Source organism: Rhizobium sp. NLR10b (assembly GCF_019685435.1).
GTDB lineage: Bacteria > Pseudomonadota > Alphaproteobacteria > Rhizobiales > Rhizobiaceae > Rhizobium.
The window spans coordinates 129,022-141,658 of record NZ_JABDWV010000005.1; the positions used below are offsets into that span (position 1 = coordinate 129,022).

Annotated in this window: 7 protein-coding genes; all 7 read right to left on the reverse strand. The window is 61.2% G+C overall.

Translation table 11 applies throughout. From position 1 onward, the window contains the following. Positions 1-7 precede the first annotated feature (7 nt). Positions 8-1,984, reverse strand: coding sequence for a glycogen debranching protein GlgX (gene glgX, locus HJB91_RS09595; RefSeq protein ID WP_221154528.1), 1,977 nt, complete (start codon positions 1,982-1,984; stop codon positions 8-10). A 12-nt stretch (positions 1,985-1,996) separates the two neighbouring features. Further along, a complete protein-coding gene (locus HJB91_RS09600) occupies positions 1,997-3,628 on the reverse strand; it encodes an alpha-D-glucose phosphate-specific phosphoglucomutase (protein ID WP_210629828.1) in 1,632 nt (543 codons plus the stop codon). A gap of 6 nt (positions 3,629-3,634) precedes the next feature. Continuing rightward, complete coding sequence (gene glgA, locus HJB91_RS09605) at positions 3,635-5,077, reverse strand: glycogen synthase GlgA (RefSeq protein WP_210629829.1); 1,443 nt, start codon at positions 5,075-5,077, stop codon at positions 3,635-3,637. 3 nt (positions 5,078-5,080) lie between these two features. Continuing rightward, entirely contained in the window at positions 5,081-6,343 is a 1,263-nt protein-coding gene (glgC, locus tag HJB91_RS09610; RefSeq protein WP_221146397.1) for a glucose-1-phosphate adenylyltransferase, read from the reverse strand. 18 nt (positions 6,344-6,361) lie between these two features. Continuing rightward, positions 6,362-8,569: a 1,4-alpha-glucan branching protein GlgB gene (gene glgB, locus HJB91_RS09615; protein WP_210629831.1), complete on the reverse strand. Its 2,208-nt coding sequence runs from the start codon at positions 8,567-8,569 to the stop codon at positions 6,362-6,364. After that, a complete protein-coding gene (locus HJB91_RS09620; RefSeq protein WP_210629832.1) occupies positions 8,566-11,028 on the reverse strand; it encodes a glycogen/starch/alpha-glucan phosphorylase in 2,463 nt (820 codons plus the stop codon). Before HJB91_RS09620 ends, glgB begins: the two co-directional genes overlap by 4 nt. Before the next feature lie 274 nt (positions 11,029-11,302). Next, entirely contained in the window at positions 11,303-12,535 is a 1,233-nt protein-coding gene (locus tag HJB91_RS09625; protein ID WP_210629833.1) for a TadE/TadG family type IV pilus assembly protein, read from the reverse strand. Positions 12,536-12,637: the final 102 nt, after the last annotated feature.

The window sequence follows — 12,637 nt, forward strand, 5'->3', positions numbered from 1 at the left end:
GAGGCGGTCATTTTTCTACGAAAAAGGCGACGGAGCGTGGCTCGACGGTCACGCTGGCGTCGGGCTTCTTCGCTCCCTCCGGGGTCAGTTGGCTCCAGCCCGGCTCGTTTTCCGACGGAAGCACAAAGAGCTGGCGGCTCTCCGAGCGATTGAAAAGCACAGCAAGCCGGGTGTTTCTGCCGCGCGAGGAGCGGTCGCCGGTGGCGAGCAGCATGCCGAGCGTCGAAAGCGACGGCGTCTCCCATTCGGCAACGGTCATCGGTTCGCCGGAGAGCGAGATCCATTCGACATCGCCGTTGCCGGAGAGGAAGCGTGTTTCGGAGAAAACTGTGAAGCGGCGGCGCAACCCTGCGACGAACGCGGTATGCGCGATGAGATCCTCGTTCAGCGCCTTCCAGTCCAGCCAGGTGATTTCGTTGTCCTGGCAATAGGCGTTGTTGTTGCCGCGCTGGCTGCGGCCGCCTTCGTCACCCGCCGTCAGCATGATGCTGCCACGGGTGGCAAAGAGCGTCGATATCAGCGCCATCACGTCATTGATCCGGCGCTTGCGAATTGTGGGATAGAGGGTCTCGCCTTCAACCCCATTGTTCCAGGAATGGTTCTCGTTGTGGCCGTCCCGATTGTGCTCGCCATTGGCGTCATTGTGCTTGCCGGCATAGGAGACGAGGTCGATCAGCGTGAAGCCGTCATGGGCGGCGAGGAAGTTGACGCTGCGCGTCTCTTTGCCGTCGTTGCCGGAGAAGATGTCGGAGGAACCGGCAAGCGCCGTCGCGAGCGAGCCGGTCTTCCACTGGTCGCCCCGCCAGTAACAGCGCAGATCGTCACGAACCCTGTCGTTCCATTCGAGGAAGGGCGGCGGGAAGTTGCCGAGCTGGTAACCGCCCGGACCGATATCCCAGGGTTCGGCGATCATGATCCGGTCGGCGAGCACGTCGTCCGCCAAGATTGCGGCAAGCGTTCCTCCGTCGCGCTCAAACCCGGTCGCGGTGCGGCCCAGCACCGGGGCGAGATCGAAGCGGAAACCATCGACGCCGGCATTGAGGACAAAATGGCGCAGGCTGTCGATGACGAGGCGCCTGACCTCGGGATGATCGCAGGCGATCGTGTTGCCGGTGCCGGTGTCGTTTATGAGTTCGCCGGGGCTGTTTTGGGCGTGGTGGTAATAATGCAGATTGTCGAGGCCGCGCAGCGACAGCGTGGTGCCATAGCGGTCGCTCTCGCCGGTATGATTGAAGACCAGATCGAGGATGACGGCGATGCCTTCGGCATGGATAGCGGCAACGGTGTTGCACAGCTCCGCCATGCCGCCGGGGGCGATCCGCGGATCGAGCGCCATCAGGCCGACGGGGTTGTAGCCCCAGCCGTTGGTGAGGCCGAGCGGCGGCAGATGGCGCTCATCGATCCAGGCGGTAATCGGCATCAGTTCGATCGCATCGACCCCGATTCGCTTCAGATGCGCGATAACGGAGGGATGGGCAAGGGCTGCGACCGTGCCGCGTTCGGTTTCCGGCACATCGGGGTGAAGGATGGTGAAGGGCCGCACCGCCACTTCATAGATAAAACCGCCCGGCTCGAAGAGTGGCTTGTCGATTGTGGCTGGGGTGTCGGTGGTGACGATCGCCTTCGGCATCAGATCCTGGCTGTCTTCGCCGTAGAGCCCGAGGCGGGGATCGTAACGGAACGGCCGGTCGATCTCCTTGGCGTAAGGGTCGATCAGCAGTTTTGACGGATCGAACCAGAGGCCGTTGTCGGGCGCATAGATGCCGTCGGCGCGATAGCCGTAGCGGGCGCCTTGCCGGAGGCCGTCGACGAAGAGGCGATGGATGTGGTTGCCATCGCGGGCCATCGGCAGGCGCGCGAATTCCTTGTTGCCGTCATCTTCGAAGAGGCAGAGTTCGATCTGCGCGGCATGATGCGACCACACCGCAAATTCGACGCCGGTCTCGAAGACGATCGCGCCCCGCGCCGAATTGCTGTCCCGCATGGTCCCCCCGGATCAGGTGATCACGGTTGGCTCATCGCGTCCCGTGCGCTCACGAATGCTGGCAATGCTTTCGGCGGCCGCAATCAGATCTGCGAGCGCTTCCTGCGTTTCGATGTTGTGACGAGTCGAATCCGGCTCGTAGCGCTCGATATAGACGCGCAAGGTTGCGCCAGACGTGCCGGTGCCCGACAGGCGGAAGACGACACGGGAGCCGCCCTCGAAGAGCAGGCGGATGCCCTGATGCTCGCTGACCGACTTGTCGATCGGATCGTGATAGGCGAAATCGTCTGCCTTCTCGACCTTCAGGCTGCCGATGCTCTTGCCGGGGAGGGTGGAGAGCTGGCTGCGGAGATTGTCCATCAGGCCGTTCGCCGCGCCGGTGTCCAGGCCTTCATAGTCGTGGCGCGAGTAATAGTTGCGGCCGTAGGTCTGCCAGTGCTGAGTGACGACGTCGGCGACGCTCTCGCCACGCACGGCAAGGATGTTCAGCCACAGCAGCACGGCCCAGAGGCCGTCCTTCTCACGGACATGATTGGAGCCGGTGCCGGAGCTCTCCTCACCGCAGATCGTCGCCATGCCGGCGTCGAGCAGGTTGCCGAAGAACTTCCAGCCGGTTGGCGTCTCATACATGCCGATGCCGCGTTTTTCAGCGACGCGGTCGGCCGCGCCCGATGTCGGCATCGAGCGGGCGATGCCGGCGAGACCGCCGGAATAGCCGGGGGCGAGATTGGCGTTGGCGGCAAGGATCGCCAGGCTGTCGGAGGGGGTGACGAAGATGCCGCGGCCGATGATGAGGTTGCGGTCGCCGTCGCCGTCGGACGCGGCTCCGAAATCGGGCGCGTCCTCGCCCATCATCTCATCGAAGAGTTCCTTGCAGTGAACCGGGTTCGGATCGGGATGATGGCCGCCGAAATCCGGCAGCGGCATGAAGTTGCGCACCGAACCGAGGGGCGCGCCAAGGCGATTTTCGAAGATCTCCTTGGCGTAGGGGCCGGTGACGGCGCTCATGCCGTCGAAAGCGATGCGGAAACCGAGGCTGATCAGATTGCGGATGGCGCCGAAATCGAACAGCTCTTCCATCAGCGCGGCATAGTCCTCGACCGGATCGATGACCGAGAGGATCATACCGCCGGGAAGCTCGTCCTTGCCGATACGGTCGAGATTGACGTCGGCGAAATCGGCGATCTTGTAGCTATCGATCGTCTTGGAACGGGCGTAGATCGCGTCGGTGATCTTTTCCGGCGCCGGGCCGCCATTGTTGATATTGTATTTGATGCCGAAGTCTTCGGTCGGGCCGCCGGGATTGTGGCTGGCCGACAGAATGATGCCACCGAAGGCCTTGTACTTGCGGATAATGTGGGACGCGGCCGGCGTCGACAGAATGCCGCCCTTGCCGACCATCACCTTGCCGAAGCCGTTGGCGGCGGCCATCTTGATCGCCTTCTGGATGACCTCGCGATTGTAGTAACGTCCGTCGCCGCCGATGACGAGGCACTTGCCCTGATAGCCTTCCAGCGAATCGAAGATGGCCTGGATGAAATTCTCCGCATAGTTCGGCTGCTGGAAGACCGGAACCTTCTTACGCAGACCCGAAGTGCCGGGTTTCTGGTCCAGATAGGGCGTGGTGGGTACGGACTTGATCATTTTAGGTCACATGCCTTTCGAGACGAGGCTTGAATAGAGGGCAGCGTAGCGTTCGGCGCTCTTCTCCCAGGAGACATCCGATTTCATGCCTTGCTTTTGCAATTGGGTCCAGAGTTTTCGGTCCGCGTAAAAATGCATGGCACGGCGGATTGCCTGTAGCATGCCCGTTTCGGTCACGGGTGAGAATTGTATGCCGGTTGCCACTTTCGTCGCAAGTGCGGCGTGATTGGCGTCGATCACGGTGTCGTTCAATCCGCCGGTGCGGGCGACGATCGGCACGCAGCCATACCGCAGGCCGTAAAGCTGGGTGAGGCCGCAGGGTTCGAAGCGCGACGGGATGATGATCGCGTCGCAGCCGGCCTGCATCAGGTGCGACATCGGTTCGTTATAGCCGATCGAGACGCCGATGCGGCCGGGATGGCGGCTGGCGGAGGCAAGCAGCGCACCTTCAAGCGCAGCTTCGCCGGAGCCGAGCACGACGAGTTTGCCGCCCATGGCGACGATCTGGTCTGCGACGTTGGCGACGATATCCATGCCCTTCTGCCAGGTGAGGCGGCTGATGACGCAGAAGATCGGCGCATCGTCATTGTCGAGGTGGAAGAACTCGGCGATCGAGCGGCGGTTTTCCTCGCGGTTCTTCAGCGTCGTCGGGCCATAATGGGTGTGGACGACGGGGTCGGTCGCCGGGTTCCAGACATCGGTATCGATGCCGTTGACGATGCCATGCAAATCGTCGATGCGGGTGGCGATGACGCCTTCGAGCCCCATGCCGAATTCGGGTGTCAGGATCTCGTCGGCATAGGTCGGACTGACGGTCGTGACCGCATGGGCGGTCTGCAGGCCACCCTTGAGGAAGCCGACCGTGCCGTAATATTCGATGCCGTCGACGGCGAAGGCATGGTCGGGTAGGCGCAGGCCGGGAAAGATGTCGGAGCCGAATTGGCCTTGGAAGGCGATGTTGTGGATCGTCAGCACGCTCGGCAGTTCCGGCGTCGGATAATAGCGCATGTAGACCGAGGTCAGCGCCGCTTGCCAATCATGGGTATGGACGAGATCCGGCCGCCAGCCGGGCAGCAGACCGGCGGCGATCTCTGAAGCCGCGAGCGACAGGGCGGCGAAACGACGCCAATTGTCGGGATAATCCTTGCCGAGCGGATCGAGATAGGGGCCGCCCGGCCGGTCGTAATAAGCCGGGGCATCGAGGACGAGGAGATCGAGGCCCTCGTGTTCAACCTCGAGCACGGTTGCCCGCTCACCGAGCAGGTCCGGGAATTCGAGCCTGACGACGGGGTCGCGAATGACCTTCATGACGGCGGGGTAGCCGGGCAGGAGGGTCTTGGTCTCGACCCCGAAGGCTTTCAGAGCAATCGGCAGGGCGCCGGACACATCGGCCAGGCCCCCTGTCTTGATCAAGGGGAAGACTTCGGACGAAACCGAAAGAACTTTCATAAGTCAGATATCCAGCTTGTCGATCATCGGTTGCGTGATCAGGCAGATGCCGCTTTCCGTCCGTCGGAAGCGCTTGGCGTCGAGCTCGGCGTCTTCGCCGACGACAAGGCCTTCCGGAATGACGACGCCATGGTCGATCACCACATTCTTGAGCTGTGCACGCCGTCCGATCTTCACGTTCGGCAGGATGACCGCCCCTTCCAGTTTGGAAAAGGAATTGGCCCTGACGCCGGTGAAGAGCAGGCTCTTATTGAGGCTGGCGCCCGAGATGATGCAGTCGCCCGAGACGACGGAGGAGGTGGCCGAGCCGCGGCGGTCGTCGTCGTCATGGACGAATTTCGCCGGCGGGGTGATCTCGGCATAGGTCCAGATCGGCCAGGACTTGTCGTAGATATCGAGTTCCGGGACGATGGCCGTCAGATCGATATTGGCCTGCCAGTAGGCGTCGATCGTGCCGACGTCGCGCCAGTAGGGCTCGTGTTCGAAATCGGAGCGGACGCAGGATTTGGCGAAGCGGTGGGCGACCGCCTTCCCGTTCTTGACGATATAGGGAATGATGTCCTTGCCAAAATCGCGGCTCGAGTTCGGGTCGGCGGCGTCGCGGCGCAGCGCATCGAGCAAGAACTTGGTGTGGAAGACGTAGATGCCCATTGAGGCGAGCGCGAAATCCGGCTTGTCCGGAATGCCCGGCGGATCGGCGGGCTTTTCGATGAAGGCGAAGATCTCGTCCTTTTCGTTGACATGCATGACGCCGAAGCCGGTTGCTTCCATGCGCGGCACTTCCAGGCAGCCGATCGTCACGTCCGCGCCGGAATCGACATGCTGCTGCAGCATGTATTCATAGTCCATCTTGTAGACATGGTCGCCGGCGAGAATGACCATGTATTCGACGCCGTAATCCTCGATAATATCGATGTTCTGATAAACGGCGTCGGCGGTGCCTTCATACCACTGCGTTTCGGAAACGCGCTGCGAGGCAGGCAGGATGTCGAAGCTTTCGTTTCGCTCAGGGCGGAAGAAGTTCCAGCCGCGCTGCATGTGACGGATCAGCGAATGCGCCTTGTATTGCGTCGCGACGCCGATGCGGCGAATGCCCGAGTTCAGCGCGTTCGACAGAGCGAAGTCGATGATGCGGGCCTTGCCGCCGAAATAGACGGCGGGCTTGGCGCGTCGGTCGGTGAGTTCCTTGAGACGGCTCCCCCTGCCGCCGGCCAGAACATAGGCCATTGCATCGCGGGCAAGTGGCTGAATACGCTTCTCTACCATTTTCTCCTCCCACCAGTCTTAATTTTCAGGTTCAAGCATGATTGTCGCCAAGGGCGGCAGCGTGATCGAGCAGGTGATATTGCCGCCGGCATCGACGGCCTGCACGCGTCCGCCATTGCCCTTGCCGCTGCCGCCATAGATGTCGGCATCGGTATTCAGAATCTCCCGCCAGCGGCCTGCAAGCGGCAGACGTATGAGATAATTCTCGCGATAGACGGGAGTAAAGTTGGTGATGACGACGATCGGCTTCTGGCCCGGGGCTTTGCGCTGCCAGGCGAAGACGGAATTCTCGCTGTCGTCGGCAATCAGCCATTCGAAGCCATCGCCCTCGCAGTCCCGCTCATGCAGGGCGGGCTTGCTGCGATAGGTGAAGTTGAGGTCGCGCACCAGACGCCGCATGCCCTCGTGCATACGGTATTGCAGCAGGTTCCAGTCGAGCGACCGATCCTCGCTCCACTCGCTCCACTGGGCGAATTCCTGGCCCATGAACAGGAGCTTCTTGCCGGGATAGCCCCACATATAAGCGTAATAGGCGCGCAGATTGGCGAACTTCTGCCAGTCGTCGCCCGGCATCTTGGCGATCAGCGAGCCCTTTCCGTGAACGACCTCGTCGTGCGACAGCGGCAGGACGAAATTTTCCGAATAGGCATAGAGGAGGCCGAAGGTGAGCTCGTTGTGGTGGTGCTTGCGGTGCACCGGGTCGCGCTTCATGTAGCTCAGCGTGTCATGCATGAAGCCCATGTTCCATTTGAAGCCGAAACCGAGGCCGCCTTCATGCACGGGTTGCGAAACCTTCGGCCAGGAGGTCGATTCCTCGGCGATGGTCATGACGTTGGAATGCTGGCCATAGATGCGGATGTTGAGGTCCTGCAGAAAACGGACAGCTTCGAGGTTCTCGTTGCCGCCATATTCGTTCGGGATCCATTCGCCATGCTTGCGGGAATAATCGAGATAGAGCATCGAGGCGACGGCATCGACGCGCAGGCCGTCGAGATGGAACTTCTCGGCCCAATAGAGGGCGTTGTTGACCAGATAGGAAACCACTTCGGTGCGGCCGAAATTATAGATCGCCGTGTTCCAGTCCGGATGGAAGCCCTTGCGCGGGTCTTCGTGCTCGTAGAGCGCCGTGCCGTCAAACCAGCCGAGTCCGTGTTCGTCGGTCGGGAAATGCGCCGGCACCCAGTCGAGAATGACGCCGATCCCGACCTTGTGGCAGCCGTTGACGAAACGGGCGAAGCCTTCCGGCTCGCCGAAGCGGGCGGTCGGTGCGTAAAGGCCCGTCGTCTGGTAGCCCCAGGAAGGGTCATAGGGATGTTCTGTGATCGGCAGGAATTCGATATGGGTGAAGCCCATGTCGACGCAATAGGGGATGAGGCTGGAGGCGAGCTCGTCCCAGGAAAGCATGGTGCCGTCCTGCCGGCGCTGCCAGGAGCCGGCATGCACCTCATAGATCGAGATCGGCTGACGGCGCTTGTCGATTTCGCGCCAGTGCTTCAGATGGGCCTCGTCCTCCCAGACCTGCTCCAACTCGGCAGCGGCGATCGAGGCGGTCTTCGGTCTGAGTTCGCTGCGGCGGGCGAAGGGATCGGCCTTCAGCGGCAGCAATACGCCGTCGTGGCCACGGATCTCGAACTTGTAGGCGACGCCGAGCGGTACATCGGGAGCGAAGATTTCCCAGATGCCGCTGTCGGCGCGAAAGCGCATGACGTGGCGGCGGCCGTCCCAGCCGTTGAAATCGCCGACGACGGAGACGCGCTGGGCGTTCGGCGCCCAGACCGCGAAGTGGATGCCCTGGGCGCCGTCATGTTTGATGAGATGGGCGCCCATCTTGTCGAACAGGCGCAGATGTGAACCTTCGCGGGCGAAATAATCGTCCATCGGCCCGAGCACCGGCCCGAAGCTGTAGGGGTCGGTGACTGCCCATTCGGCATCGCCGCGCCGGGCGCGATAGCGCACCGGCTGCAGTTTGGCGAGCGAAACCGGCCCGGCGAAGAGGCCATCAGCGTGGAGCCGATTCAATTCGCCGATGACGCTGCCGTCGAGCGTCATGGCGGTCACTTCTTCCGCGCCCGGGATGAAACACCGGGCAACGAAAGCGTCGCCGGCTTGGTGCACACCTAGAACGGCAAAGGGATTGGAATGCGAACCGGCAAGGATCGCCGTGATTTCATCTGCCGAAATTTCCCAGGAAAGCTTTACTTCAGGGACGGTTTTCGGCGTTTTCATCCGGCTCTCCAGATTTCGTCTGCATATTGCCTGATCGTGCGATCGGAGGAGAACCAGCCCATCCGTGCGGTATTGTTGATCGTCTTCGTGTACCAGGCGGACTGGTTGGTCCAGATCTGATCGACGTCGCGCTGGGCCTGGGCATAGGCGTCGAAATCGGCGGCGACCATGAACCAGTCATGCGAATAGATGCCGTCGATCAGCGCCGCGTAGCGATTGCGGTCATCGGGTGAGAAGACGCCGGAACCGATGGCCGAGAGCGCCTGGGAGAGTTCGCGGGATCCCTCGATAATGGCGCGGGGGTTGTGGCCATCGCTGCGGACCTTGGCGACCTCATCGGCCCTGAGGCCGAAGATGACGATGTTGTCTTCGCCGACATTGTCGCGCATTTCGACATTGGCGCCGTCGAGCGTGCCGATCGTCAGCGCGCCGTTGAGGCCGAACTTCATGTTGCCGGTGCCTGAGGCTTCCATGCCGGCGGTCGAGATCTGCTCGGAAAGGTCGGCGGCGGGAACCATGACCTCGGCGAGCGAGACATTGTAGTTGGGCACGAAGACGACCTTCAGCAGGCCGCGCACCGATGGGTCGTTGTTGATCGTGCGGGCGACGTCGTTGATCAGTTTGATGATCAGCTTGGCGTTGTAATAGCTCGGCGCCGCCTTGCCGGCGAAGAGTTTGACGCGCGGCACCCAATCGAGCTCGGGATGCGAGCGGATCTGGTCGTAGAGGGCAACCGCTTCGATGATGTTCAGAAGCTGGCGCTTGTATTCATGGATGCGTTTGATCTGGATGTCGAACATCGCCGACGGATCGAGCTTCACGCCCATCCGGCTGGCGACGAGGTTGGAAAGCGCCACCTTGTTGGCCCGCTTCACCGCGGCGAACTTCTGCTGGAAGCTCGGATCGGAAGCATGCGCCTCGAGCGGGCGCAGCTTCTCGGCATCATCGAGGAACGCATCGCCGATCGCCTCGCGGATCAGACCGGTGAGGCCGGGATTGCACTGCTGCAGCCATCGGCGCGGCGTGATGCCGTTGGTCTTGTTGTTGATGCGGTCGGGATAGAGCTTGTGCAGGTCGGCAAAGACCGTGACCTTCATCAGGTCGGTGTGCAGGGCCGAGACGCCGTTGATCGAGTGCGAGCCGATGAAGGCGAGATTGCCCATGCGCACGCGGCGGTCGCCGCTTTCCTCGATCAGCGAGATCGAACGGATCTCGCTGTCGGAGAAGTTCTTGCCCTTGCGGGCTTCGAGCAGAATCTTGGCATTGATCGCGTAGACGATCTGCATGTGGCGCGGCAGCAGCCGCTCGAACAGCGGAACCGGCCAGCTTTCCAGCGCTTCCGGCAGAAGCGTGTGGTTGGTGTAGGAGAAGGTGCGGCGGGTGATATCCCAGGCCTGGTCGAAATCCATGCCGTGCACGTCACAGAGCAGACGCACGAGCTCGGCGACCGAGACGGCCGGATGGGTGTCGTTCAACTGAATGGCCACCTTGTCTGGCAGCGAGGTGAAATCGTCATATTGCTGCAGGTGGCGGCGCAGAATGTCCTGCAGCGAGGCCGAGGAGAAGAAGAATTCCTGGCGCAGCCGCAATTCCTGGCCGGCAGGGGTAGCGTCGGCAGGATAGAGGACGCGGGTCAGGCTCTCGGCCTTGTTGCTTTCGCGCAGCGCGCCGATGTGGTCGCCGGCGTTGAAGGCATCGAGCAGGATTGGGTCGATCGGCTGCGCTGACCAGAGGCGCAACGTGTTGACGCGTTTTCCCCGCCAGCCGACGACCGGCGTGTCGAAGGCGGCGGCGATAACGCGCTCGGCCGGCTTCCAGACGTAGCGCGGCTGGTCGTCATGGGTGGTGATGAATTCAACGGCGCCGCCGAAACCGATTTCATAGGCGCTCTCGCGCCGTTCGAATTCCCAGGGATTGCCGTGGGCGAGCCAGTTCTCCGGCAGTTCCACCTGCCAGCCGTCGGCCATCTGCTGGCGGAACAGGCCGTGGACGTAGCGGATGCCGTAGCCATAGGCCGGAACATCGACCGTCGCCATGCTTTCCATGAAACAGGCGGCCAGACGGCCGAGGCCGCCATTGCCGAGCGCGGCGTCCGGCTCCAGACCGGCGATGACGTTGACGTCAACGCCGAGGGAGCTCAGCGCATCGCGCACCTCTTCCATCAGGCCGAGGTTCGAGACGGCATCGCGCATCAGGCGGCCGATCAGAAACTCGAGAGAAAGATAATAGACGCGCTTGGCTCCGGTCGCATAGACCTCACGGGTGGAGGCCATCCACTTGTCGATGATGCGGTCGCGCACCACCAGGATCGTCGCTGTCAGCCAGTCATGCGGCTTTGCCACCTTGGCATCCTTGCCGATGCGATAGGTCAGGCGTTCGATGATTTCTTCGGCGAGAATTTCCGGCCTTGAGCTGCGGGGAGCGGGAGAGGGGATAACCGGCTTGGAAACGGTATTCATGGTCAGATCTCGCCAATTTTAATTTTGTATCAGGGTGTTATGCCTGATTTAATCGATTTGTCGCCTGCGCTTGCGACAGTTTATGCATCGTTGGGAAGCACTTGCAACAAAGGATTTGGACAAACGGAAAATTTGGGAAACCGTCATATTCACATTGCCGCGGAGGATTGATTTCAATCGCCTTTCCCGATCTGCTGGCCGGCAGCGACAGCCGAAAGCCGCACCGGGTTGTTCCGGCGCGGCTTTCCTTTGCCCCTTTTTCGTGGCGGTATGCTCAGTTCGTCAGACGTGTCAGCTGAGCGGAGGCTTTCGCACCGATCGCCTTAAAGGCGGCAAGGAGGTCTTCCATTTTTTCAGCTTGGAAATAATGGGAGTCGTCGGAGGCGCAATAATGCAGCAGCGTCTGTCCGCCAGCGGGTGCCATAAAGGCAATCGTATAGATTTCGATGCCCTTGGACTTCGCCGTGTCACATGTTGCCTTGGTCAGGGTGTCATATGAACGGCCGCCGCTGCTATCGTTGTTGTTGTCTCCGTCTGTCATGAAGACGATGTACTTTTTGGGTATTTGGCCAGTCTTCAGCTTATGGGCGGCGTCCTCGGCATCGTTCCCCGCGGCATTTTTTGCCGTCAGGGATGAATAGGCCGTGCTCATCGCGCCGCTCGAATTGGTGCCGCCTCCTGACTGAAGCGCATTGACGTAGCTCGATACACCGGCAGTCCCCCAGGCGAGACTACTGGGTGTATATTGAACGATATCGTAAGAGACTGCGCCAGTGCGTACGTATTGGGCGTTGGGATCGGCGCTGCTCAACTGGCCGAAGAGATTGCCGGCGGCGATCTTCAGCGCCTCTATTTTCGTATAGTAGTTCGTGCGGCTGCCCGTGCAGGTGTCGTAGATGGTCTTGCCGTGCTTGTTCAAATGAGGATTGCAGTCATAGGTGTACGATTCCGTCGGATCTTCCTCGTTAACTGTCGCGGTATCCTCTCCCATCGATCCCGATTTATCGAGCGCCAGATACATCGAGATGGAGCCCTGGGTCTGCGAATGGCCGCCAACAGTGGTGCCGGAAGCCGAGAGGTGTTGCGTGCTGAAGCCGACCGCCTGCATGAGTGGGTTGACCGTGAGGTCGTAACTCGGCGAAACCGTCACTTGGTAGGATGTCGATTTGCCCGAAGTCGTCGTTTGGACATTGACGCTCGTTGTGCTCTTGATGTCGGCACCGCTCTGCAGATAATTCGCCATCTGCCCCGCGACGAAATTCCGGGCGAAGGCTTCGGCCCCAGACGTTTGGATCGTGCCATTCGCCAGTGCGGTGGCGGTCGCAAGCGCGGCTGAGTCGGCCGCCTCCTGCAATTGCTGTTTCGAGAGGAGCATATCACCGACCTGGATCGCCATGCCGGCAGCGCCGAGAAGAACCGGCGCCAAGATCGCCGTCATGATACCGAAATTACCGCCTCGATCGCTGAACATGCGACGCAGGCAGGGATGCAAAATGGAGGTGCTCATCATGTTCACCCAACTGGAAACCCTGTGAGGTAATTTACGCACGCTGCTTCTTTACGCCGCCCTTACGGCGTCAATAGACTTTTAACGAATCGGCTGATTTTT

Coding starts and splice junctions, on each gene's coding strand:
- HJB91_RS09600 (WP_210629828.1), bottom strand. CDS start 3,628: ATGATCAAGTCCGTACCCACCACGCCCTATCTGGACCAGAAACCCGGC.
- HJB91_RS09620 (WP_210629832.1), bottom strand. CDS start 11,028: ATGAATACCGTTTCCAAGCCGGTTATCCCCTCTCCCGCTCCCCGCAGC.
- glgX (WP_221154528.1), bottom strand. CDS start 1,984: ATGCGGGACAGCAATTCGGCGCGGGGCGCGATCGTCTTCGAGACCGGC.
- HJB91_RS09625 (WP_210629833.1), bottom strand. CDS start 12,535: ATGAGCACCTCCATTTTGCATCCCTGCCTGCGTCGCATGTTCAGCGAT.
- glgA (WP_210629829.1), bottom strand. CDS start 5,077: ATGAAAGTTCTTTCGGTTTCGTCCGAAGTCTTCCCCTTGATCAAGACA.
- glgC (WP_221146397.1), bottom strand. CDS start 6,343: ATGGTAGAGAAGCGTATTCAGCCACTTGCCCGCGATGCAATGGCCTAT.
- glgB (WP_210629831.1), bottom strand. CDS start 8,569: ATGAAAACGCCGAAAACCGTCCCTGAAGTAAAGCTTTCCTGGGAAATT.